This window comes from Blastococcus sp. SYSU D00669 (genome assembly GCF_054050715.1).
In genome coordinates this window covers 16,706-40,049 of sequence record NZ_JBJGZV010000039.1, presented here as the reverse complement: position 1 = coordinate 40,049, position 23,344 = coordinate 16,706, and the positions used below count along the sequence as shown (strand labels likewise).

Genomic DNA, 23,344 nt, shown 5'->3' with positions numbered 1-23,344 from the left:
CCGGGGGTGCGGGTCGATTACCAACCCCGCCACCACCACCCCGGCGAAGAAGTCGGTCAGCGCCCACGACGCGGCCGGCCGCCGCCTGACCGGCGCCGGCATTCGCCTCAGTGCTGCCACCGCTCGCGGGTCCCGCCTCTCGGGCGGATCTCGATGGGACGTCGTCAGAACACCGCGTAGCCGCCGTCGACCAGGACGGTGGTGCCGGTCTGGTAGCTGGAGGCGTCGGCGGCGAGGTAGACGGCGATGCCGCCGAACTCCTCCGGCCGGCCCCAGCGGCCCAGCGGCACGCGGGAGATCACCCGGTCGGTGAAGACCTGCGACGCCTGGGCGGTGGTGGTCATGTCGGTGGCCGTCCAGCCGGGCAGGACTCCGTTGACGCGGATCCCGTGCCGCGCCAGCTCCACCGCTGCCGAGCGCACGAACGCGGTCAGCCCCGCCTTGCTCGCCCCGTAGGCGTGGTTGCGGGCGGTGCCGCTGATCGCGGCCAGGCTGGCGACGGCGATGACCGAGCCGCCGGTGCCCTGCCCGACCAGCACCCGGGCGGTCTCGCGCAGCGTCCAGAAGGCGCCGTCGAGGTTGGTGTCCATGACCGTGCGGTAGTCGGCCGCGGTGGTGTCGACCAGCGGCTTGAGCGGCACGCCGAGCCCGGCGTTGACCACCACCACGTCCAGGCCGCCGAGCAGCGCCACCGTCTCCCGCACGCCCTCGACCACGGCCGCCTCGTCGGACACGTCCACCTGCTGGGCGTGCGCCACGGTCCCGGCGGCGGTGAGCTCCTCGGCGGCCGCCCGCACCTTCTCGGCGCGCCGTCCCCACAGCGCGAGCGACGCCCCGTGCTCGCCGAGCGCCCGGGCCATGGCCAGACCGATGCCCGAGCCGCCGCCGGTCACCAGCGCCCGGCGGCCGGTCAGGTCGAACAGCCCGCTCACGACGACAACCGACGGCGGACGACGGCGAGCTGCTCCGGCGACCCGATGAGCGCGCCGATCTCGTCCTGCTCGGCCCGCAGCCCCTCGGCCAGCGGCACCCGCCCGGCCAGGTCGATCAGCCGCTTGGTCGCCCGGGTCGCGCTGCGGCTGTGCCCGGCGATCTCCGCGGCCAGCGCGAGGGCCGCGGCCAGCGGGTCGGCGGCCTCGCGGGTGGCCAGCCCGAGTCGCACCGCCTCGCTCCCGGTGACCTTCCGGCCGGTGAGCGCCAGCTCCTTGGCGACGTCGCGGCCGACCAGCTCGGGCAGCAGCTGGGTGCCGCACATGTCGGGCACCAGGCCCCACTGCACCTCCATCACCGACAGCTGCGCGTCGGGCGCGACCAGCCGGATGTCCGCGCCGAGCGCTATCTGCAGGCCGCCGCCGAAGGCGAACCCGTGCACCGCGGCGATCACCGGCGCGGGCACCAGCGACCAGACGTGCACGGCCTGCTGGGCCAGCGCCCGCGCGGCCCCGAGCGGTTCCCGGGCGACGACGACGCGGGCGGCGCCGCCCTCGGCCATCGCGGCGAAGGAGCCGAAGTCCAGTCCGGCGCAGAAGGCGCGCCCCGCCCCGGTGAGCACGACCGCGCCGACCTCGTCCCGGTCGACCAGCGAGGTGCCGACCGCGACCAGCGCCTCGAACATCGTCGGGTCCAGCGCGTTCAGCTTGTCCGGCCGGTCCAGCCGGACGGTCGCCACGCCGTCGGCCACCTCGAGCGCCACCCGGCGCGAGACGTCGTCGTCCACCCCCGCTGTCTACGGTCCGGCTGACGCGGGTGTCAACGACTCCTCGGCGATGATGACGCGGAGTCCGAAGAGGAGCCTGATGACCGCACCCACCCGGATCGGTGTCGTCGGCGCCGGGATCGTCGGGCTGGCCGTGGCCCGCCGGCTGGCGCAGCTGCGCCCCGACGCCCGGATCACCGTGGTCGACAAGGAGGACGACGTCGCCGTCCACCAGACCGGGCACAACAGCGGCGTCGTGCACGCGGGGCTGTACTACGCACCCGGCTCGCTCAAGGCCGAGCTGTGCACCCGCGGCCGGGGGCTGCTGCGCGAGTTCTGCGCCGAGCACGGCCTGGCGTACGACGAGTGCGGCAAGCTCGTGATCGCCCGGAACGCCGACGAGCTGCCGGCGCTGGCCGAGATCGAGCGGCGGGCCACGGAGAACGGCGTGCCCGGCCTGCGGCGGCTCTCCGGAGCGGAGCTGACCGAGGTCGAGCCGGCCGCGGTCGGCGAGGCGGGGCTGCACTCGCCGCGCACCGCGATCGTCGACTACCGGGCGGTCGCGCGGGCCATGGCCGACGAGCTGCGGCAGACGGGGCACGACGTCCGGCTCGGCTTCGAGGTCACCGCCCTGCGGCGCGAGCTCGGCGGGGGAGTGGTCGTCTGCTCCGAGGAGGAGGCGTTCGCCGTCGACCGGCTGGTGGTGTGCGCCGGGCTGCAGACCGACCGGGTGTCGCGGCTGGCCGGCGACGAGAAGGGGCCGGCGATCGTGCCGTTCCGCGGCGAGTACTACCGGCTCGTGCCGGAGCGCGAGCACCTGGTGCGCGGGCTGGTCTACCCGGTGCCCGACCCGCGCTACCCGTTCCTCGGCGTGCACTTCACCCGCCGGGTGGACGGCGGCGTCGACATCGGTCCGAACGCCGTCCTGGCGCTGGCCCGCGAGGGCTACCGGTGGGGGGACGTCCGCCTCGGCGAGCTCCTGGCGACGCTGGGCTGGCCGGGCATGCGCGTGCTGGCCCGGCGGCACTGGCGGACGGGCGTGGCGGAGTTCCGCGGGTCGCTGTCGCGCACGGTCTTCATGGCCGCCGCGCGCGAGTACGTCCCGGCGGTCACCGACGACGACGTGGTGCGGGCGGCCGCCGGGGTGCGCGCGCAGGCCGTCGACCGCGACGGCACGCTGGTCGACGACTTCCGGATCCACCGGATCGGCCCCGTCGTCACCGTGCGCAACGCGCCCTCGCCCGCGGCCACCTCGGCGCTGGCCATCGGCGAGCACGTGGCCGGGCAGGTCCTGGCCGACGTCTGACGGTCAGATCCGGTCGCGGCGCTGCAGCGCGGTGAAGGCCACCCACCCCACCGGCGCCGGCAGCCAGAACGTCGCGGCGCGGAAGGCGAGCACCGCGGTGAGCGCCGGCGCCACCGGCACCCCGGTGGCAGTGAGGCCGCCGACGAGCGCGGCCTCGACCGCGCCGAGGCCGCCGGGCGTGGGCGCGGCGGAGCCGACCGTGGACGCGACGAGGTAGACCACCACGAGCGCGGGCAGGTCCAGCGACGTGCCGAACGCGCGCAGCGACGCGTCGAGGGCGAGCACATACCCGCCGACCTGCAGCAGGACGCCGAGCCCGGCGGTACCGAGCCGACGGGGGTCGGTCACGGCGGCGAGCAGCTGCGGGATGGTCCGCCGCAGCAGCGGCTCGACCCGGCGGCGCAGCGCCCGGCGGGCCGCCGGGACGGCGGCGGCCAGCGCGAGCAGCCCGGCCGCCACCAGCAGCACGGCGAGGACCCCGCCGCTGGGCAGCAGCGACGGCCGGGACGGCGACACCCCGCTGAGCCAGCCGGCGACGACGAGCACGAGCAGCGTGCCGGCCACGGTGACCACCTGGCTGACCCCTACCGTGGCCGCCGCGCTCGCCGTCGACGCTCCGGAGCGCTGCAGGTAGCGCACGTTCAGCGCGACGTGCCCGACCGTCGGCGGCGTCACCAGCGTCACGAACGACGACGCCAGCTGCACCAGGGAGGTCCGGCCGAGCGGCAGCCGCTCCGGGCTGAACGCGGCGAGGGCCAGCGCCGCGCCGACGTAGGTCACCGCGGAGCCCGCCAGCGCGACGACCAGCCAGCCCGGCCGGGCCTCCCGCAGCGCGCTCGCCAGCGGGACGTCGGACAGCTGGGTGGCGAGCACGTACGCGGCCACGGTGGCGCCCGCGACGCTGACGAGGGTCCGCGGGCGCACGCGCTGCAGCCGCGGGGTCGGCACCGCGCCGCCGTCGGGACCCGAGAGCTCGGCGCGCAGGTCGGCCAGGACCGACGTCCCCGACGCGGCGCGGCGGACCGGCCGGGTGAGCGCCAGCGGCTGCAGCAGCGCCGCCAGCCGCGCCTCCTCCGCCGGCCCGGGCTCGTAGCCGCGGCGCAGCGCGGCGGCGGCCCGGTCCACGCCCTCCCGCGCCGCCACCGCGACGAGCAGCGCCACCCCGTCGAGGTCGCGCTGCAGCTCGCCCGCCGCGGGCTGGGCGAAGCCCAGGTCGGTGAACCCCACGGCGCCGTCCGGGAGCAGGACGACGGCCCGGTCGGTGAGCGCGCCGTGGGCGACCCCGGCGTCGTGCAGCCGGCGCAGCGCGGCGAAGGCGGCGGCCAGGGCCTCCTCGCCGGGCCGCCCCGCGCTCAGCGGCGTGCCGGGGAGGGGCCGCTCCACCAGTACGAGGGCCGGACCGGCCGCCAGCAGCGCCGGGACCCCGGGGACGGCGACCCCGGCCGAGCCGGCGAGCCCGGAGACCAGGGCCTGGCGTTCCAGGACGCCGCGCAGGGTGAGGGCGGGCCGGCCGACCGCCGGGGTGCGGAAGCGCAGCACGCGCCAGAGGCGCCGGGTGACGGTGACGCCCCGGCGGTCCGGGTCGACGACGGTGACCACCAGATCGCCACGGGCATCGCGCGCGGCGTAGCGGACGCGGCCGGCCGCCACCCGCAGCGGGCGAAGGGCGTCGACGACCAGCCCCGCCCGCGCCAGCACCGCCCGCACCAGCGGTTCGGCCGGCTGCGCGGGCACGACACCGGCGGCGACGCGGACCGCGTAGCCGGACGCCGCCCCGATCAGCACGGCGGCGACCGCCCCGGCGACGGTCAGGCTGCCGAGCGCCAGGGCGCACCCGACCACGACCACCAGGCCGGTGCCGGCCAGCACCGTCAGCCGGGCGCTGCGCGCCCGGTCGGCGCCGACCACGAGGGCGAGGGCCACCGCGACCGGCACCACGGCCGTCCGGTCCTCCGGGCCGAGGGCCGCGATCCACCCGGCGGCGCCGGCTGCCTGGGCGGCGACCGCCACGGCGGCGGCGAGCAGGCCGGCCAGGGCTGCGGTGGTGCCCGCGTACCGGCGGCGGCGCAGGGCGTCGACCGCCAGCGCGAGCAGAGCGGCGAGCACCGCGAGAGAGGCGGCGGCGCTCGCGATCGAGACGACGGTCCGCGGCAGGCCCAGCAGCCCGGCGGGGACGGTGGCCTCGGCCGCGCCGGGGACGAGCACGGACAGCAGCACGAGGGCGAGCAGGCCGCCGGCGGTCCAGCACAGGCGGCCGACGTCGGCGGGACGGCGGATGCGTGTGCGGGGCCAGAACGACCCCGCCTCTGCTCCGCCCACGGCCTGCAGTATTCGCACCCGCGGTCCCGCCGCCCGCACCGGACCGCCCCGGGCCGGCCGCGACGCGGGCGTGCGGCGGGGCTCCGCCGCCGTCCTCGGCGCGGGGCTGCTGCTGGTGCAGGTGCTGCTCATGGCCCGGCTGCCGGTGCTGGAGGGCGCGTCCGGCCAGGACCGGCTGGCCCGGTTGCACCGGTTGGTGGGCTTCACCGCGTTCCCGCTCGTGCTGGCGCACGTCGGGCTGATCACCTGGGGCTACGCCGCCGGGTCGCCGGCCGCCGTCCCGGGGACGTCCTGGGACCTGGCGGTGAACTACCCCGGGATGCTGCTGGCCGTGGCCGGCACCGCCTGCCTGGTCATGGTCGTCACCAGCGTCCGGGTCGCGCGGCGGGCCGGTCGCGAGGGCGGACGGGACGACCACCGTGGTCGAGCCGGTGGTGCGACCGGCGGATCCCTACGTCCGGAGCACCTCGTAGACCGTGACCGACACCGGGCCCGGCCGCGGCTGGTCGTGCCAGCCGATCTCGCGGGCCCGCTGCTCGATGGCGGCGTGGGCCGCGCCGATCGCCTCCCGGCTGTCGTAGAAGCCGACGGAGAGGCCGTTGCCGGTGGCGGGATCGACGAGGTGGAAGGTCTCGCGCACACCGGGCACGGACTTGGCCGCCTCGAGCACCCAGGACCGGTCGTCGGTGGGCATGGGCTCCCAGACTGCGACTCGAGCGAACACGAGCGGGCCTCCCAACTGACGGTCGCGCCGACCCCTGCGGTCAGCGCTGGGCGAGCACGGCGAGGTCGCGCTCGGCGAAGCGGTGGTGCTCGATGTGCTCCTCGAGCACCACGCGGAAGCACTCGCCGACGTCGTGCGTCTCCTCGCCCCAGGCCGGCACCGGGGTGCCCGTGCGCGGCTCGGGAGCTGGTCGTCGGTCACCGCGTCGATGGCCGCGCGCACCTGCTGCCGGCGCTCGAGGAACACGGCGGTGGCCTCGGCCGGCGACGGGCGGGCGTGGGGGTCGAGGCCGATCACCCGCCACTCCGAGAGGGGCAGGTCGGTCGGCGGCACCCCGATCGGCGAGAACGGCGCCGGGTCACCGCGCAGCCAGCCGCCGATCCAGGTGTCGACGGCCAGGACGAGGTGCCGCAGCGTCTCGACGAACGACCACTCGCCGGCGACCCGCTCCTGGAGGACCTCCTCGGGCAGCCGGCAGGCGCGGGCGAGCGTGTCGTCCCAGAGGCGCTCGACCTCGTCCCACAGGGCGCGCAGGTCGTCTGCCGTCGTCGCCGCGCGCAGCCGGACGCGCTCGGGGTGGCGCCGGTCGAGCTCGGCGGCGACGTAGGCGCTGACGTCGACGTCGTCCACGACGACCGGGCCGGACCGCCCGCTGAACCCGCCGATCACCAGGCCGTCGACGAAGGAGCTGACGATGCGCACGCCCCGCATGTCGCAGTCGCGGAAGGTCGCGCCGCCCAGGTCGGCGTAGTGGAACGTCGCGCCGTGGAAGGCGCGGGTGTTCGCGTGCACCTGCGGGGTCGGCCCGGGTTCCGTCACGGGGGGCAGACTAGGTGCCGAGCAGCAGGGCGAGGAGGGCCCGCGCGCTGAGGGCGGCGAACCCACCCACGAGCGCGCAGACGTCGCGCAGCGGCCGCGCGCTCACCGGTCCCGCGCCGCGATGGCCCGGACGACCGCGGCCATGTCCGCCGCGCCGAGCCCGGCGGAGAGCGCCTCCCCGTAGAGGGCGTGGCACACGTCGAGGAGGGGTGAGGCCACCCCCGCCCGCCGCGCGGCCTCGGCGATCAGCCGGTTGTTCTTCAGGACGTCGGCGAGCGCGGCCTGCGGGCGGAAGTCCTCGTCGACCAGCTTGGCGGCCTTGACGCGGGACACGTCGCTGGCCATCGGCCCGGCCGCGAGCACGTCGACCAGCACGCCGAGGTCCAGCCCGTGGCGGCGGGCGAAGTGCACCGCCTCCGCCAGTCCCGTGACCATGGTGATGAGGAACAGGTTGACGGCCAGCTTCATGAGCGAGGCGTTCGGGACGGCGCCGCAGTCGACGACGTGGCCGCACAGGGGATGCAGCAGCGGCCGCACCGCGCGGCAGGCGTCGTCGTCGCCGGCCAGCATGGCCACCAGCCGCCCGTCCTCGGCCGGTCTCCGGGAGCCCGACACGGGCGCCTCGACGTAGCGGCCGCCCGCCGCCCGGACGTCCGCCTCCAGCTCCCGGGACCAGTCGGCCGGGGTCGTCCCCATGTGGACGACGGTGCGGCCGGCCACCCGCCGGGGGAACGCGGGCCCGCCGCGGTCCAGCACGGCATCGACCGCCGCCTCGTCGGCCAGCATGAGCAGCACGACGTCGGCCCGCGCGAACACCTCCGCCGGGTCGGCCGCGACCGCGGCGCCGGCCGCGCGCAACAGCTCGACCTTCTCCGCGGTCCGGTTCCAGACGACCAGCGGCGTCCCGGCCCGGGCCAGGTTGAGGGCCATGGGGTGTCCCATGAGGCCGAGACCGACGAAGCCGACGGGCACGGGCGTCCTCCCCCCGGGGTTGACCATGACGAGCGTCATGATGGAGGCTGCGCGGCATCATGACAACTGGCATAGCCGTACGCGAGTCGGGCGGGGCGGTCCCGCGGCTGCACGACGCGCTGGTCGTCGAGGACGCCGGGGCGGGTCGGCGGGAGAGCGGAGGACCTCTGCCGTGCAGGACGAGATGACGGCGGCCGGCGACGCGCGGGCGCCGCGCGAGCTCGGGCCGCGCGAGCGCATGGTCCGCAGCGCCATGGCGCTGATCTCGGCCCACGGGGTCAGCGGCACCGGGATGCGCCAGGTCGTGGAGCACGCCGACGCGCCGCGCGGATCGCTGCAGCACTACTTCCCGGAGGGCAAGGAGCAGCTCGTCCGGGAGGCGCTGGCGCTGGCCAGGCGGACGGCGTCGCGGACGGTCACCCGGCTGCAAGACGAGCCCGGGCCGGTGCGGCCGTCCGACGTGATCGCCACGATGGTGCGGCCGTGGCGAGGCTGGCTCACCGGGTCGGACTTCGCCCAGGGTTGCCCCGCCGTGGCCACCGTCGCCGACGCCGTGACCGCCAGCGACGGGCTGCGGTCGGCGGCCGAGGAGCTGTTCGCGGTCTGGCAGCGGGCGGTCCAGGAGGCGCTCGAGGTCGCCGGGGTGCCGGCCGCCCGCGCTCCCCGCCTGGCGGCCGTCTGCATCAGCGCCCTGGAGGGCGCCATCGTGCTGTCCCGCGCCCGGCACGACCTGAGCCCCCTCGACGACGTCGAGACCGAGCTGGGGCCGCTGCTGGACGCCGCGGCCGCGCCGGCCGGACGACCGCGGCGGGCACGGTGAGCGGCGGGCAGGCGGAGCGGGTCCGCCGGCAGTTCGGGCGGCAGGGGTTCATGCGGCTCCTCGGCGCCGAGCTGACCGAGGTGCGCGACGGCGAGGTGACCGTCGAGCTCGACGCCGGCGCGCAGCTGGCCCAGCAGCACGGCTTCGTGCACGCCGGCGTGGTCGCCAGCGCGCTGGACACCGCGTGCGGCTTCGCCGCCCTGACCCGCATGGACGACGGCGTCGGCGTGCTCACCGCCGAGTTCAAGGTGAACCTGCTCCGGCCGGCGAGGGGCCCGCGGCTCGTCGTGCGCGCGGAGGTGGTCCAGGCGGGTCGCACGCTGGTCGTGTGCCAGGCGCGGGCACGCATGCGGCAGGCCGACGGCGGCGAGGAACTAGTGGCGCTGATGACGGCGACGCTCGCCGCGGTGCGCGGCCGCAGCGACGTCGTCGACTAGCGCTCCGGTCGGCCGGGCCACCAGCGCGGCTCGTCGTGCCCGGCCGGAACGGGGCCGTGCCGCCAGACCGGGGAGCCGGGGGGCGCCACGGTGGTCACCGGTCCACCCGGTGCCGGCAGGTCGACGAGGTAGGGCATGGCGTCGTCGAGGTCCCCGGTCGCGGGTCCGCCCGTGCCGCTGCCGGCGAGCAGCCAGTGGGCCGCCTGCGCCAGCGACAGCTCGGCGTGCCAGGCGCCGCCTTCCTCCTGCCGGCGGGCGAGCCCGCGCAGCGCGGCTGCGGCCGCCAGGTGGCCGGTGGCGTGGTCCAGGGCCTGGGCCGGCAGGACGCCGGGCGCCTCCCCGGTCGCGTACCGCAGGGCGATGCCGGTGGCCGCCTGGACGAGGGAGTCGAACCCGCGCCGCTGCCGCCAGGGACCGGCCTGCCCCCAGGCGCTGAGCCGCACGACGACGAGGTGGGGGTGGCGCTCGGCGAGCGCGGCCGGGGCGAGGCCGAACCGGTCGAGCGCGCCGGGTCGATGCCCCTGGACGACGACGTCGGCCGCGCCCAGCAGCTCCTCAAGGGTGGTCCGGCCGCTGCGCTCGCCGAAGTCGAGGACGGCGTGCCGCTTGCCCGGCCCCGTGTCGAGGAGGGTGCCCGGGTCCTCGGGCAACCGGGGGCTGTCGATGCGGAGCACGTCGGCGCCGTGCGAGGCGAGGGTGCGGGTGGCGACCGGCCCGGCGATGACCCGGGTCAGGTCGAGGACGCGCAGGCCGGGCAGCGAGGCGCGGACGGCGGGCCCTCCGGCGACCCGGTCCAGCGAGAGCAGGGGCAGCCCGGCGACGGCGCGGCCCTGCGGGTGCTCGGCCCACTCCTGCTCGCTGCGGACCGCGGCCGCCGCACCCCCTGCCGCCACGACCGCCGTCTCCAGTGCCTCGGCGTCCGCGGCCGCCGCGGCGGCGCCGGGGTCCTCCCCGAGGACCGCCAGGGCGGTGCGACGGTGGTGGGGGTAGTTCGCGTGCAGCCGGAGCCAGCCGTCCCGGGTGCGCCAGAAGCGGGAGAGCTCCGCGAAGCCCGGGCCGACCGGTCGACCGCCCTGGCGCACGTAGCGCTCGCTGCGGAACGCGACGCCGACGTGGCGGGCGTCGAGGTCGATCGGGGCGGACCGGCCGGTGAGGTCCCGCGCGGCGGTGAGCTGAGCCAGGACGGCGCCGATCGCCAGGTCGTCGACGTCGAGCGGTCCGCCCAGACCGGTCCGTCCGGTCACCCGGTACGCGTCGGGCCCCGGCGGGTTGCCGCCCAGGGCCTGCCACGCGGTCTCGAACAGCGCGGAGCACCGGGGGACCGGCTCACCCCGCCGCCTGGCCGCCATGGTCCGACTCTCGCTGATCGGCGCGGCGGGGACCAGCGATCGGCGGGCCATCGATCGACGACTTCGTGCCAGGGCACCACGCCGCGCGTGGCGGGCGGACGATCCGCACCGCGGTCACGCGGGCGACGCGTCGTCCCCTGCGAGCATGCGGTCGATCGTCTCGATCCACGCTGCGCGCACGACCGGCGGCCGCCCCTCGACCACCTCGGTCAGGCCGGCGAGCGTTCCCGGACCGTCGCCGACGACGGTGTCGAAGCCGAGCCGGACGAGCAGATCGGCGATCTCCTCGGGCTCGAGACCCGCGGCGAGCAGCGGCTCGATGACCCAGTACTGCTGTTCCGGCGCGATCGACCCCACGCACGCCCTTCCCCCGAGGGGCGGCCGGTGGATGCAGGGACATGGGCACATGTCGGCTCGTCGACTTCTCGGCAGGCCGACATGTGCCCCGGTCGATCAGAACGGCGGCGGATCGTCGACCGGTTCTGCCGGTGGTCGGGGTGGTGGTCGGCGGCGTGCAGCCAGGGCCGGGTGGTGCGGGTGATGCCGGCCGAGCTGGTGGCGTGCAGGGTGCCGTCGGGCTCCATGGCGAACAGCACGGGTTCGCGCAGCCGGTGCGCCCACCCTGCGCGTGCGGGACGACGTGGTCGTGGTCGGCCCAGCCGGCCCGCCGCGAGCAGAACGGGTGCCGGCAGCCGCGGTCGCGGGTGCCGAGGAACCGGCGCCGGGCGGCGGTGGCCCGGTCGGCGTCGGTGTCCGGCGGCGGATCGGCGCCCTCGCCGGCGCGGACCTTCCGCTGCAGCTGGGCCAGGGTCGGGGTGGCGACCAGGGCGCCGTCGGCGTCGGTGAGCGCGAGGGCCAGCTCCCCGCCGACGGGGGTGCCGTTGACGTCGGCCGGCCGGCTGGCAGCACGACGGCCGCCGCGACCCGCCGGGCCAGCGCCGGGTCGGTGAAGGCGAGGAGGTCGGCGGAGATCTGCCCGCGCCGCTCGTCCAGCTCCCCGGCGGCCGGCGCCGCGAACACCGCCGGCAGCGGGTCGCGCCAGGTGCACGCCCGCCGCGCCCGGTGCAGCGCCGTGCCGTGCCCCACCCCCAGCGTGTGCGCGAGCTCGTGCGGGAACGACTCGCTGACACCCGGGAAGGCCGGGTCGCAGCGTCGCCACCAGCGCTCGCTCCGGACGTGCCCGGCACCGGGTCGGCGTCATCCGGGGTGAGCGCGGCCAGGTGCAGGACGAACTCGGCCTCCTCGGCGGCCAGCCGTGCCCGTTGCCGCTGCAGGTCCCGCAGGCGCAGCGAGGCCGCCTGCTCGGACGGCCGCCGCAACGGGTCGCCGTGCCGACGCCACACCAGGTCGACCACGACCCCCTCCAGCGGGGGCGCGGCAGCGACGGTGGCCATGACCCGGAGCTAGGCAGGAGGTACGCCAATCTCGGGCCGCTGACCAGCAGAGATCAGGCGGGTGGCAGCAGACCTGCTCGCGCCTTGGCGACCAGCGCCGTCCGCACCGCGTCGTCCACCCGCTCGGCGAACGCCGGGTCCGCGGCGTCACGGGCGAGCACGGCGTCGATCATCTCCGGCAGCACCGTCGCCGTCACGGTCAGCACGAGCGTGCCGCCCGCCGCCAGGAACCGCACCGCGCGGTCGCCGGGCGGGACGTCGCGGACGGCCGCCGCGTTGCCGACGTCGTCGGTGATGACCACCCCGTCGAACCGGACCTCGCCGCGCAGCACTTCGTCGATCACGACGGGGGAGAAGACCGCCGGGGCCGACGGGTCGATCAACGCGTAGGTCGCCGACGACACCATCACGAACGGGTGCGCGCGGTCACGGGCCAGCACGCCGAACGCGGCCACCTGGTCGCCGTCCCGGGGTGTGGAGTCGTCGACCACCCCGGCCGTCGTGTCCGTGTTGCCGGTGACCGTCCCGAGGCCCGGGAAGTGCTTGAGGGTGGCGGTCACGTCGTGGGCGGCGAGCCCGTCGACGACGGTGCGGGCGGCGGTGACCACCTCGGCCGCGGTGTCGCCGTACTGGCGGTCGAAGACGCCGATGGGCGGGTTCGACGCCGCGGTCCCGGCCGGGACGACGTCCGCCACCGGTGCCAGGTCAAGGTTCACGCCTGCCGCCGCGAGCGACGCACCCATGCCGTCGGCGAGCGAGGACAGCTCCGCCGGCGGCAGCGAGCCCTGGTCGAGCGCCGACGGGAGCGGGCCGAACCCGGGCCCGGACAGGCTCTGCACCTGCCCGCCCTCCTGGTCGGCGGCGATCCACGGCCGGATCCCGCCGGGAGCCGCCGCCGTCCACGCGCCGGTCACCGCGGCGATGTCCGTCGCCGACGCCGACGACCGCCCCTGCAGGAACACCCCGCCCACCCCCTGGGCGACGAGCGGGTCGCCGGCCGGCAGGCCGGACAGCGGGACCCCGACGACGAAGAGCTGGGCCACCTGCGCGCGGCGGTCCATCGCCTGCAGCGCCGCGGTCACCTCGGGTGGCAGCGCGTCCGGGGGCGGGGTCGGCGCGGCGGACGACGAGGACGTCGTCGTCGCGGCCGGCGGCGACGGGGTCGAGGACGACGAGCACCCGGCGAGCGCGAGCACCGCCAGCGCCGCCGCGGCGGCCCGGCGCAGGGTCCGGCTCAGCGCTGGTCCCGGCGCAGCGGGTGGTCCCCGGGGACCTCGACGAGCGCGATCCGGACGCCGTCCGGGTCGGCCACCCAGGCCTCGACGAGGCCCCACGGCTCCGTGCGCGGCTCGCGCAGGACCGGCACGCCGGCCGCCGCCAGCCGCGCCACCTCGCCGGCGACGTCGCGGACCTGGAACCACAGCGCGACGCCGCCGACCGGACCGGAGGAGCCGCCGGACACCTCGAGCAGCCCGTTGCCGGCGAAGAAGACCAGGCCGGGCGCCTCCGGCGGGCCGAACTCGCGGAACACGGCCAGCCCGAGGACGTCGCGGTAGAACGCCTGGGTGCGCGCGAGGTCGGCCGGGTGGAGGAGCACCCGGCTGCTCAGCACCTCCATGAGGCCATCCTCGCGCACGCCTGACAGGGTGGGCGCGTGACGGTCGACGACCTGCTCGAGGCCAGCCGCGAGGGCGTGCGCCGGTACGCGCCGCACGAGCTGGTCGAGGCGGCGGCCCGGGGCGCGCTCGTCGTGGACACCCGCACCGACGCCCAGCGCCGCCGGCAGGGCGAGCTGCCGCGCGACCTGCTGCCCGGCGCCCTCGTCATCGACCGCACCGTGCTCGAGTGGCGGCTCGACCCGAAGAGCGAGGCGTGCATCCCGGAGGCGTCCAGCCACGACCTCGAGGTCGTCGTGTGCCGGCAGGGCTACAGCTCCAGCCTGGCCGCCGCGTCGCTGCGGGCGCTCGGGTTGTCCCGCGCCACCGACCTGGTCGGCGGCGTCGAGGCGTGGCTGGCCGCGGGGCTGCCGACCGACGACGGACCGGCCGACGTCCGGGAGTAGAGGGGGAGAGGCATGCCCGAGCAGCAGCGCCCGGAGGAACCCGGCTTCGTCGGCCGGTCGATCGAGGAGTTCGTGCACCAGCTGCGCGCGTTCTCCGACCGTGCGCGCGGCGCCGTCCCCTCGGGGTTCAGCCTGCCCCGCCTGCCCAGCCCGCCGGGTGCGATGTCGGCCGCGCAGCTCAAGGCGGTGGCCGATTCGGTCAAGGCGCAGCGGCAGCAGCTGCAGGCGATGACCGCCCAGCTCCAGGCGTTCGACCAGCAGCTCGCGGTCTTCGAGCGCGTGCTCGAGCCGCTCGTCGAGTGGAGCTCCACCTGGGCGCGGCTGGAGGAGGGCGTGGCCTCCCTGGTCCGCCGCGACACCGCGCACGACGAGCGCCGCCCCGCCGGGGAGGCCTGATCCTCAGCCGGTGGCGGTGCCGCGCGGGACCTCGACGTGCGGGCGGCTCTGCCACAGCGCCCACTCGGCGCTGATCTCGCCGGCCGCGCGCAGCAGCCGCGGCAGGTGCTCGCCGAGCAGCCGGTCGACCGACGTCTCGGCGGCGTGCACGGTCACATTCATCGCCGCGCGGACGACGCCGTCGCGGTCGCGTACCGGCACCGCCACCGAGCGCACGCCCGGGGCGAGCTCCTCGTCGGCCAGCGCCCACCCGCGCGCCCGCACCTCGGTGAGCTCGGCCTGCAGCTCCTCCGCCGTCCGCCCGATGTACGGCGGCAGGCCGGCCCGGCTCGGCTCGGCCAGCGCCGCCGCCAGCTCGCCCGGCGCCAGCGCGGCCAGCAGCACCTTGCCCTGCGAGGTCTGCTGCGCCGGGAAGCGGGTGCCGATGTCGACCCGCAGCGCGATCAGCTTCGGCACCGACACCCGCGCCACGTAGACGATGTCCGACCCGTCGAGCTGGGCCATGGACGACGACTCGCCGGTCTCGGCCACCAGCCGCTCCATGTGCGGCCGCGCGATGTCCCACAGCCCCAGCGCGCCGACGTAGGCCATGCCGAGGGTGAGCACCTTCGGCGTCAGCTCGAAACCGGCCGCGGTCGAGCGGACGAACCCCAGCTCCTCGAGGGTGAGCAGCAGCCGCCGCGCGGTCGGCCGGGCCAGCCCGGCCGCCGTCGCGACCTCGGTGAGCGACATCGTCCGGTGCCCGGCGTCGAAGCAGGCTAGGACGTCGAGGCCGCGCGCCAGCGCCTCCACGAAGTCCGGGCCCGCTCCGCGCCCTGCCATGTGCGTCCCTCTCCTCCCGGGTCAGCCGGCGGTGGCCGACGTCCGGGCCGCCGCCAGCCGACCGAGGACGTCGGACAGCGCCGCCGCCGGGTCCGCCGGCAGGTCGGTGCTGCGCCACGCCACTATCGAGTCGGGCCGCACCAGCAGTGCGCCGTCCGGCCCCACCTCGCGCGCCGCCGTCCACGCGTCGTCGCTGCGCGCGCCGCGCCCGGCGCCCGGGCCGACGTCGACCACGTCGACGAGCCCGGCCAGCGGCGAGTCGCCCGCCGCCAGCGCCACCCGCCATGCGTCCGCCTGCTCGTCGACCACCAGCGACCACCGGCCCGGCCGGAGCAGGTCCAGCGTGGACCGGCGGCCGTCGGCGGTCTCCACCCACGCGTGCGGCAGGTGGTGCCCCGGCGTCGACGTCGGCCGGTAGACGAGCAGGTCGTCGGGCACGCAGCCCTCCGGCGAGCCCGCCTCCCGCACCACGGCGCCCGCGCTGTAGAAGAAGCCGAGCTCGGCCCCGTGGGCGTGGAACTCCTTGTCCAGCACCGCCATGGCCGCGTCCACCGAGGCCCGCGCCGCCTCGCCCTCCGGACCGTCGGAGAACAGCCGCTCCAGCGCCGCCCACCCCTCGGCCGGCGGGGCCGCCGGGTCGAGGCCCAGCGCCACGTCGACGACGCCGCCGTGGTTCTGGAAGTTGGCCAGCGAGTTGGTCGCCACCGTCACCGCCACCGGACGCCGCTCGGCCTCGTAGGTGTCGAGCAGCGGGGCGAGCGCGGGGTCGGCCAGCGCCGCGGCCAGCTTCCAGGCCAGGTTGTGCGCGTCCTGGACGCCGGTGTTCAGCCCCAGCGCGCCCCACGGCGGGATGCGGTGCGCGGCGTCGCCGACCAGGAACACCCGGCCGGCGCGGAAGCGGTCGGCCACCACCGAGCGGATGTACCAGTGGCTGATCGAGTGCAGCTCGACCTCGAGGTCCGGCAGCCCCAGCGACCGGTTGATGCGCTCGCGCATGTCGGCGTCGTCGAAGCGCGCCGGGTCGGTGGGCAGGAAGGCGCAGGCGAACACCCACTCCGCCGACCTCCCCTCGGCGTCCCACGGCCCCAGGTGGTACAGGTAGCCGCTGCCGATCGAGCCGGCGTGGTCGGGGTTGACGAACCAGTGGATGAGGTTGCCGTCGTCCACCACCTTCCCGGACAGGTCGGCCGAGAAGTGCGCGCTGACCATGTCGAGCAGGTTCGTCGGCCCGGTGTCGCCGATCCCGAGCAGCTCGCCCACCGTGCGGCCGCCGTCCGCGGCGACGACGTAGTCGGCCGTCACCGTGCCGGACGCGCCGTCGGCGGTCTCGTACGCGACGTCGACGGTGTCGCCGTCGGGGTCGGACAGCCCGGTGACGGTGCAGCCGAACCGGACGTCGGCCTGCGGGTAGGACTCCGCGGCCCGCCGCAGCAGCGGCTCCAGCCGGATCTGCGGCAGCATCGCGTACCCGCTGGGGCTGGCCGCCGCGTACTCCTCGCGGTAGGCCCCGCCGCCCCAGGCGTCGCGGACGGCGATCCGCCGCCCGTGCAGCGGGGTCGGCCCGGCGAAGGACGTGTACCAGCCGGTGCGGCCCACGGTCTCCGGCGGTGCGGCGTGCGCCCGGACGTCGTCCTCCAGGCCGAGGTGCCGGAACACCTCGATGGTCCGCTGGTTCAGCCCGATCGCCTTGGGGTGGATCGACGTCCCCGGGTGGCGCTCGAGCAGCACGTGCTCCACCCCGAGCCGGCTGAGCAGCACCGAAGTGGTGAGGCCGACCGGGCCGCCGCCGACGACGGCGACCCGGGTCCGCGTGGTTCCCCCGGTCACCGGCCCAGCACCCGCTCCTCGCCGCCGGCCCGCTTCGACTCGTCCTTGAAGTCGGAGTACTGGTACGGGTTCTCCAGGATCGACTGCTCGGCCTCGGGCATCTCCGGGAACATCCCGGCCTGCCAGACCTCCTCGCCGCACTCGCCCTTGAGGTAGTCGATGGTGTTCTCGATCTCGGTGCGCACGGCACCCAGGTCGACGCCGACCAGCTTGCCCTCGGACTTCACGACCTTGCCGTCGACGACGACGGTGTGCACGTCGCCGCGCTGCGCCTGGAACGCCACGTGGCCCAGCGGGTTGAGCAGGGGGAAGGACACCGGCGAGTCGTCGTTCTTGATCAGGACGACGTCGGCCTTCTTGCCTGCCTCGAGGCTGCCCAGGTCGGCGTCGCGGCCGATCGTGTGCGCCCCGCCCTTGGTGCACCACTCCACGACCTGCTTGGCGCGCAGCCGCAGCTGGGTGATCGTCTCGCCCTTGAGGTGCGCCGCCAGGTGCTCCGACATGCGGTCGGCGTTGAGCGTCGAGCGCATGGCCGAGAACATGTCGCCGCTCCACCACACGCTGGTGTCCATCGACAGCGACACCGGGATGCCGTACTGCAGAACCTGCTCGGTGGGCGCGTGCCCCTGCCCGGCGCTGCACTCGGACTCGGTGGCGATCGAGATCGACCCGCCGGTGGCGGCGATCCGCTGGTAGGAGTCGCGGGTCAGCGTGGCCGCGTGCACGTAGGTCGTCTCCGGCGTCATGAAGCCGCCGTCGTACATCTGCTGGATGCCGGTGTCGCTGGTCGCACCCCAGACCCCGGCGTGCGTGGTCACCGGCAGCCCGAGCTCGCGGGCCACCTCGAACGCCGCCTTCTCGGGGAAGGCCGGGTCGCCGGTGACGTCGAAGGCGATCTGCACGCCCATCAGGTCGTCGCGCTCGTCGCGCAGCCGCTCGAGGAACGAGCGGACGGCGGGGTCGGCGGTCCACTCCCACGGACCGGCCTGGATGTTGCCGTAGGCCAGGACGAACCGGCCGGGCACCGAGCGCAGCGCGTCGAGGGCGGCCTCGGCGTGGTCGACCGACTGCAGGTTGTGCGACCAGTCGACGGTCGTGGTCACGCCGGCGTCGAGGGACTCGATGGCCGCCAGCCGGTTGCCGGCGGCGATGTCCTGCGGGCGGAACTTCTTGCCGTGCTCGAGGTAGTACCAGACGAAGTACTGGGTGAGCGTCCAGTCGGCGCCGTAGCCGCGCATCGCGGTCTGCCACATGTGCCGGTGCGTGTCGATCATGCCCGGCATGACGATGCCGCCCCGGGCGTCGATCTCCTGGGTCCCCTGCGGCACCTCGAGGTCCGGGCCGACCGCCTCGATGCGGTCGCCGACCACCAGGACGTCGGCCTCGTCCAGGACGGTGCACGACCCGTCCATGGTGAGGACGGTGCCGCCCCGGAACACCAGGGCCGCGGGTTCGGACGAGCTCATTCTGGGCCTCCTCGACGTCGTCGTCTGTCTCGGACGGCTGTCCGTCAAGCGGTCGGCAGTCCTCGCGGCCACCCTGCTGTGACCGTGCGCACATGTCAAGCGCGGGATGCGGGAGAATGGTCAGCGACCAGCCCTGATAGCGGGACGACGTCGTCCCGCTTGACACTCCAAGGGCGGCGACGAAGACTGCGATCGGATGCGGACGATTGTCCGCACAGCGGTCAGCAGGGAGGCGCACGGACCGATGAGCTCAGCACCCGCGGCGCCGGACGGTCCGCTGGCCGGCCTGCTCGTCGCCGACTTCTCCCGGATCCTGGCCGGCCCCTACGCCACGATGCTGCTGGCCGACCTGGGCGCCGAGGTGGTCAAGGTCGAGGGTCCGCGCGGCGACGACACCCGCACCTGGCAGCCCCCGGTCCGGGACGGCGTCTCCACCTACTACCTGGGCGTCAACCGCAACAAGCGCTCCGTCGCCCTCGACCTCAAGGACCCGGGCGACGTGGAGCTCGCGCAGGAGCTGGCCCGGCGCGCCGACGTCTTCGTCGAGAACTTCAAGCCCGGCGGCCTGGCCCGCTTCGGCCTCGACTACGACACCGTCGCCGCGACCAACCCCGGCGTCGTCTACGCCTCGATCACCGGCTTCGGCAGCCAGCCCGGCGGCGCCGAGCTGCCCGGCTACGACCTGATCGTGCAGGCCATCTCCGGGCTGATGAGCCTCACCGGCCCGCCGGACGGCGAGCCGTACCGCGCCGGCGTCGCCGTCTTCGACGTCATGGCGGGGCTGCACGCGACGATCGGCGTGCTGGCCGCGCTCAACCGGCGGCACGAGACCGGCACCGGTCAGCACGTCGAGGTCAACCTGCTCGCCTCGGCGATGTCCGGCCTGGTCAACCAGACCAGCGCGTTCGTCGCCGGCGGCGTCGTCCCGTTCCGGATGGGCAACAGCCACCCGAGCCTGTTCCCGTACGAGCCGCTGCCCTGCGCCGACGGCGAGCTGATCGTCACCGCCGGCAACGACGGTCAGTTCCGCAAGCTGTGCGAGGTGCTCGGCGTCCCCGAGCTGGTCGACGACCCGCGGTTCGCGCACAACGAGGACCGCACCGCCAACCGCGACGCGCTGCGTCCGCTGCTGGTCGAGCGGCTGCGCACCCGCGGCAAGCTGGACTGGTTCCGCGACATCATCGCCGCCGGCGTGCCCTGCGGGCCGATCAACACCGTCGACCAGGGGGTCGCCTTCGCCGAGGAGGTCGGGCTCGAGCCGGTGGTCACCGTGGGGGAGGGGGACGCCGCCGTGCCGTCCGTCCGCAACCCGATCCGGTTCTCCGACACCCCGCCCGGCTACCGGCTGCCGCCGCCGGCCGTCGACGAGCACGGCGCGGAGATCCGCAAGTGGCTGGAGGAGGGCCGTGGCTGACGAGAGGCCGGTCTACCCGACGGCGCTGGGTGCCTCGAGCCTGCACGACATCACGCTGCTCGGGCACAGCCTCGCCGACGACGTCATGGGGGAGGTGGGCTTCGGCGAGCTCGCGTTCTGGCTGGCCACCCAGCGCCGCCCGACGCCGGGGGAGACCCGCGTGTTCGAGGCGGTGCTGGCGGCGCTGGCCGACCACGGGTTCACGCCGACGGCGATCGTCACCCGGCTGACCCACCTGTCGGCGCCGGACTCGGTCCAGGGTGCCCTCGCCGCCGGCCTGCTCGGCGGCGGGTCCCGGTTCCTCGGCGTGACCGAGGACTGCGGCCGGTTCCTGCACGACGTCTTGCAGCAGGCGGGTGAGCTGCCCACGGACGACGCCGGCTGGGACGCCCTGGCGCTGGAGACGGTGACCGCCCAGCGGGCCGCGAGGCGGTTCGTGCCCGGCCTGGGCCACCACGTGCACAAGGAGGGCGACCCGCGCACCCCGCGGCTGTTCGCGATCGCCGCGGAGGAGGGCCGCTACGGCCCGCACCTGTCGCTGTTCGCCGCGATCGGCCGGGTGCACCCGCAGGTGCTGGGCAAGACGCTGCCGCTCAACGGTGCCGGCGTCTGCGGCGCCGCGCTGGCCGACCTCGGCCTGCCGCTGGAGCTGCTGCGCGGGTTCGCCCTGCTGGCCCGCACCGCCGGGCTGATCGGCCAGCTCGCCGAGGAGCTGCGGCACCCGGTGGCCAACGAGATCTTCCTGTCGGTGGACCTGAACAACCGCTCCGTGGCCCCCGACCCGTACGTTCCCCCGGACACCGCGAGCTGAGAGGAGCCCCCGCGTGCGCGCAGCCGTCGTCCGCACCCTCGGCTCGCCCCCCGAGCACGGCGAGCACCCCGACCCCCGCGCGGGGCAGGGGCAGGCCCTGGTCCGCGTGACCGCCGCGCCGGTGGTCCCGCTCGACCTGCTCTGCGCCGGCGGCGCCTCCTACTTCGGGCAGCCGCCGGTGCCCTACGTGCCCGGTGTCCAGGGCGTCGGGGTGGTGGAGGGCTCCGCCGTCCTGCCCGAGGGCACGCGGGTCTTCTTCGCCACCCAGGCCGGCATGGCGCCCGGCGACGGCAGCATGGCCGAGCGCTGCGTCGTCCGGGACGCCGACGTCGTGCCGCTCGCACCCGAGGTGCCCGACGAGGTCGCCGCCGCGGTGGGCCTCTCCGGCGTCGCCGCGTGGATGGCGCTCACCTGGCGCGCGCAGCTCGAGCCGGGGGAGCGGGTGCTGGTGCTCGGCGGAGGCGGCGCGGTCGGGCAGGCGGCCATCGGCGCCGCGCGGGTGCTGGGCGCCGGCCGGGTCGTCGCCGTCGTCCGCGACGACGCCGCCGAGGCGCGCGCCCGCGCCGCCGGCGCCCAGGAGGTCGTGCGGCTGACCGCCGACGTCGACGTCCTCACCGAGCGGTTGACCGGGGCGCTGGACGGCAGCGTCGACGTCGTGGTCGACCCGGTGTTCGGGCCCGCGGCGACCGCCGCCGTCCGGGTGCTGGCCCCCTGCGGCCGGCTGGTCAACATCGGCGGCGCGATGGGGGACACCGCCGAGTTCTCCTCCGCCGTGCTGCGGTCGAGGACGATCAGCGTCCTCGGCTACACCAACAACGCCATCACCGTGGAGCAGCGCCGCGAGGCGCTGACCGCCGTCACCACCCACGCCGCGGCCGGCCGGCTGACCGTCGCGGCCGAGCAGCTCCCGCTCCCCGACGTCGGCGAGGCCTGGCGGCGCCAGGCCACCGGCGGCGCCGGCGTCCGGTTCGTCCTCATCCCGTGAACACCGCCCAGGAGGCAGCAGTGCAGCTCGTCACCGAGGAGAACATCACCGACCTCGCCGCCCAGCGCTGGGGCACCGCGCACGACCCGCGGACGGCGGAGCTCATGACCGCGCTGGTGCGCCACCTGCACGCCTTCGCCCGCGAGGTCCGGCTCACCGAGGCCGAGTGGATGGCCGCCATCCAGTGGCTCAACCGCACCGGGCAGATCAGCAACGAGAAGCGCGAGGAGTTCATCCTCGCCTCCGACGTCCTCGGGCTGTCGATGCTCGTCGTCCAGATGAACCACCGGCTCGACCCGCGGGCGACGCCGGCCACCGTGCTCGGGCCGTTCCACATCGAGGGCTCGCCCGAGCTCGGCTTCGGCGAGGACATGTCGCAGGGCCTGCCCGGCACGCCCCTGTACCTGCACGGCCAGGTGCGCGACCTCGACGGCAACCCCGTGCCGAACGCCGTCCTCGACATCTGGCAGGCCGACAACGAGGGCCTCTACGAGTCGCAGCACGCCGACGTCGACGAGGCGCGGCTGCGCGCCAAGTACACCAGCCGCGAGGACGGCACCTACTGCGTGCGCACCGTGGCCCCCCTGGGCTACACGATCCCCATGGACGGCCCGGTCGGGGAGCTGATCTCGAAGACCGACATCAGCCACTTCCGCCCCGCCCACGTGCACTTCCTGCTCAACGTGCCGGGGTACGAGCCGCTGATCACGCACCTGTTCGAGGAGGGCGCCGACTACCTCGACAGCGACGTCGTCTTCGGGGTCAAGGCCGAACTCGTGGTCAAGTACGAGGAGCGCGAACCGGGCGAGACGCCGGACGGTGGCACCATCGACCAGCGCTGGTACGAGGCGCGGTACGACTTCGTGCTGCAGCCGGCCTGACCGACCCAGCGCTGCCGTCCCCCGCGCCATCGGGAACGATGGAGCGCGGGGACCGATCTGGGGGAGTGGGAGACGGTGGGCAGACACCGGGCACCGGACAGCGACGCGTCCGAGTTCGAGGCGGCGACCAGCGCCGTCCCCGACGTCACCGGCGACTACGTCGTCGACGTGCAGCACACCCGCATCGGCATCCGGGCGCGGCACGCCATGGTGACGACGGTGCGCGGGTCGTTCTCCGACTTCGAGGGCGCCGCGCACCTGGACTACGAGGACCCCTCGGCCAGCGCCGTGGCGCTGCGCATCCGGACGGCGACGGTCGACACCGGCGTGGCCGACCGCGACGCCCACCTGCGCTCGCCGGACTTCCTCGACGTGGAGCGCTACCCGGAGATCACCTTCGAGTCCACCGCGGTCGAGGAGATCGACGACGACCTCTACCGGGTCACCGGCGACCTGACCATCAAGGACGTCACCCGGCCGGTCACGGTCGACTTCGCGCTCACCGGCTCCGCGCTGGACCCGTGGGGCAACCTGCGGGTCGGCTTCGAGGGCGCGCTGGCGATCAAGCGCAGCGACTGGGGGCTGACCTGGAACACCGCGCTCGACACCGGCGGCGTGCTGGTCAGCGACCGCATCCAGATCGAGTTCGACGTCTCCGCGATCCGCACGGACAAGCCCGCCGGCTGACGTCCGCGGCCACGATCAGCCGGCCTGATCGTGACCCTTCCTCCCTCGCGGTGGGACGGGGGGAGGAGCCCTTCCGGTGGGGGAGGACGGCTCGCGCCCCGGAACTGTCGGAGGGCGGCGGCACACTCGACCGCCGGTGCCGGACCACGGCACCGGC

Annotated in this window: 22 protein-coding genes and 1 pseudogene; 11 read left to right on the top strand and 12 right to left on the bottom strand. The window is 75.9% G+C overall.

The features are described 5' to 3' along the window. Positions 1–164: 164 nt before the first annotated feature. Positions 165–932 (bottom strand): SDR family NAD(P)-dependent oxidoreductase, encoded by a 768-nt coding sequence (locus ACI8AF_RS22160; protein ID WP_456541924.1) that lies wholly within the window; start codon positions 930–932, stop codon positions 165–167. Next, positions 929–1,717 (bottom strand): crotonase/enoyl-CoA hydratase family protein, encoded by a 789-nt coding sequence (locus ACI8AF_RS22155; RefSeq protein WP_456541923.1) that lies wholly within the window; start codon positions 1,715–1,717, stop codon positions 929–931. Before ACI8AF_RS22155 ends, ACI8AF_RS22160 begins: the two co-directional genes overlap by 4 nt. A 79-nt stretch (positions 1,718–1,796) precedes the next feature. On the opposite strand from ACI8AF_RS22155, the gene lhgO reads away from it, so the two are divergent. After that, on the top strand, positions 1,797–3,002 hold the full coding sequence (gene lhgO, locus ACI8AF_RS22150; RefSeq protein WP_456541922.1) for an L-2-hydroxyglutarate oxidase: 1,206 nt from the start codon (positions 1,797–1,799) through the stop codon (positions 3,000–3,002). A gap of 3 nt (positions 3,003–3,005) precedes the next feature. On the opposite strand, the gene ACI8AF_RS22145 is transcribed toward lhgO, so the two are convergent. Next, positions 3,006–5,321, bottom strand: coding sequence for a lysylphosphatidylglycerol synthase domain-containing protein (locus ACI8AF_RS22145; RefSeq protein ID WP_456541921.1), 2,316 nt, complete (start codon positions 5,319–5,321; stop codon positions 3,006–3,008). Between ACI8AF_RS22145 and ACI8AF_RS22140 the strand changes: the two are divergent. Continuing rightward, a pseudogene (locus ACI8AF_RS22140) lies at positions 5,278–5,703 on the top strand (ferric reductase-like transmembrane domain-containing protein); the annotation flags it as partial. The gene ACI8AF_RS22145 and the pseudogene ACI8AF_RS22140 overlap by 44 nt on opposite strands. Positions 5,704–5,772: 69 nt before the next feature. Here ACI8AF_RS22140 and ACI8AF_RS22135 read toward each other — a convergent pair. Both ACI8AF_RS22135 and ACI8AF_RS22130 read right to left on the bottom strand, forming a co-directional pair. Beyond that, positions 5,773–6,864, bottom strand: coding sequence for a DinB family protein (locus ACI8AF_RS22135; protein ID WP_456541920.1), 1,092 nt, complete (start codon positions 6,862–6,864; stop codon positions 5,773–5,775). Positions 6,865–6,966: 102 nt separating this feature from the next. Continuing rightward, entirely contained in the window at positions 6,967–7,875 is a 909-nt protein-coding gene (locus ACI8AF_RS22130) for an NAD(P)-dependent oxidoreductase (RefSeq protein ID WP_456541919.1), read from the bottom strand. 133 nt (positions 7,876–8,008) lie between these two features. Between ACI8AF_RS22130 and ACI8AF_RS22125 the strand changes: the two genes are divergently transcribed. Both ACI8AF_RS22125 and ACI8AF_RS22120 read left to right on the top strand, forming a co-directional pair. After that, positions 8,009–8,656, top strand: a complete 648-nt coding sequence (locus ACI8AF_RS22125; protein WP_456541918.1) for a TetR/AcrR family transcriptional regulator — start codon at positions 8,009–8,011, stop codon at positions 8,654–8,656. Next, positions 8,653–9,093 (top strand): PaaI family thioesterase, encoded by a 441-nt coding sequence (locus ACI8AF_RS22120; protein WP_456541917.1) that lies wholly within the window; start codon positions 8,653–8,655, stop codon positions 9,091–9,093. Before ACI8AF_RS22125 ends, ACI8AF_RS22120 begins: the two co-directional genes overlap by 4 nt. Here the strand turns inward: ACI8AF_RS22120 and ACI8AF_RS22115 are convergent. From ACI8AF_RS22115 to ACI8AF_RS22100, 4 genes are all read right to left on the bottom strand, one after another. Beyond that, positions 9,090–10,442: a CoA transferase gene (locus ACI8AF_RS22115; RefSeq protein ID WP_456541916.1), complete on the bottom strand. Its 1,353-nt coding sequence runs from the start codon at positions 10,440–10,442 to the stop codon at positions 9,090–9,092. The two genes, ACI8AF_RS22120 and ACI8AF_RS22115, sit on opposite strands and share 4 nt — an antisense overlap. 114 nt (positions 10,443–10,556) lie before the next feature. Next, positions 10,557–10,799 (bottom strand): hypothetical protein, encoded by a 243-nt coding sequence (locus ACI8AF_RS22110; protein ID WP_456541915.1) that lies wholly within the window; start codon positions 10,797–10,799, stop codon positions 10,557–10,559. A 1,090-nt stretch (positions 10,800–11,889) separates the two neighbouring features. Then, positions 11,890–13,032 carry a glycoside hydrolase family 3 N-terminal domain-containing protein gene (locus ACI8AF_RS22105; protein WP_456541914.1) on the bottom strand — a complete coding sequence of 381 codons (1,143 nt, stop codon included), beginning with the start codon at positions 13,030–13,032 and terminating at the stop codon, positions 11,890–11,892. A gap of 38 nt (positions 13,033–13,070) precedes the next feature. Beyond that, the gene (locus ACI8AF_RS22100) at positions 13,071–13,472 is read right to left on the bottom strand and encodes a VOC family protein (RefSeq protein ID WP_456541913.1); all 402 of its coding nucleotides are present in this window, start codon (positions 13,470–13,472) and stop codon (positions 13,071–13,073) included. Positions 13,473–13,490: 18 nt separating this feature from the next. Between ACI8AF_RS22100 and ACI8AF_RS22095 the strand changes: the two genes are divergently transcribed. Together ACI8AF_RS22095 and ACI8AF_RS22090 are read left to right on the top strand one after the other, a co-directional pair. After that, the gene (locus ACI8AF_RS22095; RefSeq protein ID WP_456541912.1) at positions 13,491–13,898 is read left to right on the top strand and encodes a rhodanese-like domain-containing protein; all 408 of its coding nucleotides are present in this window, start codon (positions 13,491–13,493) and stop codon (positions 13,896–13,898) included. 12 nt (positions 13,899–13,910) lie between these two features. Next, complete coding sequence (locus ACI8AF_RS22090; protein WP_456541911.1) at positions 13,911–14,294, top strand: hypothetical protein; 384 nt, start codon at positions 13,911–13,913, stop codon at positions 14,292–14,294. A 3-nt stretch (positions 14,295–14,297) separates the two neighbouring features. Here the strand turns inward: ACI8AF_RS22090 and ACI8AF_RS22085 are convergent, their stop codons facing one another. Genes ACI8AF_RS22085 through ACI8AF_RS22075 form a run of 3 tightly spaced genes read right to left on the bottom strand, consistent with a single transcriptional unit; the run spans position 14,298 to position 18,409 of the window. Then, positions 14,298–15,116, bottom strand: a complete 819-nt coding sequence (locus ACI8AF_RS22085) for an IclR family transcriptional regulator domain-containing protein (RefSeq protein WP_456541910.1) — start codon at positions 15,114–15,116, stop codon at positions 14,298–14,300. 21 nt (positions 15,117–15,137) lie between these two features. After that, positions 15,138–16,943 carry an FAD-dependent monooxygenase gene (locus ACI8AF_RS22080; protein ID WP_456541909.1) on the bottom strand — a complete coding sequence of 602 codons (1,806 nt, stop codon included), beginning with the start codon at positions 16,941–16,943 and terminating at the stop codon, positions 15,138–15,140. Further along, positions 16,940–18,409: an amidohydrolase family protein gene (locus ACI8AF_RS22075; RefSeq protein WP_456541908.1), complete on the bottom strand. Its 1,470-nt coding sequence runs from the start codon at positions 18,407–18,409 to the stop codon at positions 16,940–16,942. Before ACI8AF_RS22075 ends, ACI8AF_RS22080 begins: the two co-directional genes overlap by 4 nt. A gap of 244 nt (positions 18,410–18,653) precedes the next feature. On the opposite strand from ACI8AF_RS22075, the gene ACI8AF_RS22070 reads away from it, so the two are divergent. The 5 genes from ACI8AF_RS22070 to ACI8AF_RS22050 all read left to right on the top strand — a co-directional run bounded on the left by ACI8AF_RS22070 (position 18,654) and on the right by ACI8AF_RS22050 (position 23,187). After that, positions 18,654–19,823 carry a CaiB/BaiF CoA transferase family protein gene (locus ACI8AF_RS22070; RefSeq protein WP_456541907.1) on the top strand — a complete coding sequence of 390 codons (1,170 nt, stop codon included), beginning with the start codon at positions 18,654–18,656 and terminating at the stop codon, positions 19,821–19,823. Continuing rightward, on the top strand, positions 19,816–20,634 hold the full coding sequence (locus ACI8AF_RS22065) for a citryl-CoA lyase (protein WP_456541906.1): 819 nt from the start codon (positions 19,816–19,818) through the stop codon (positions 20,632–20,634). Before ACI8AF_RS22070 ends, ACI8AF_RS22065 begins: the two co-directional genes overlap by 8 nt. A 13-nt stretch (positions 20,635–20,647) precedes the next feature. Continuing rightward, positions 20,648–21,619 carry a zinc-binding dehydrogenase gene (locus ACI8AF_RS22060; RefSeq protein ID WP_456541905.1) on the top strand — a complete coding sequence of 324 codons (972 nt, stop codon included), beginning with the start codon at positions 20,648–20,650 and terminating at the stop codon, positions 21,617–21,619. Next, complete coding sequence (locus tag ACI8AF_RS22055; protein WP_456541904.1) at positions 21,616–22,500, top strand: dioxygenase family protein; 885 nt, start codon at positions 21,616–21,618, stop codon at positions 22,498–22,500. The genes ACI8AF_RS22060 and ACI8AF_RS22055 overlap by 4 nt, the downstream gene beginning before the upstream one ends. A 75-nt stretch (positions 22,501–22,575) precedes the next feature. Further along, a complete protein-coding gene (locus ACI8AF_RS22050) occupies positions 22,576–23,187 on the top strand; it encodes a YceI family protein (protein WP_456541903.1) in 612 nt (203 codons plus the stop codon). Positions 23,188–23,344 lie beyond the last annotated feature (157 nt).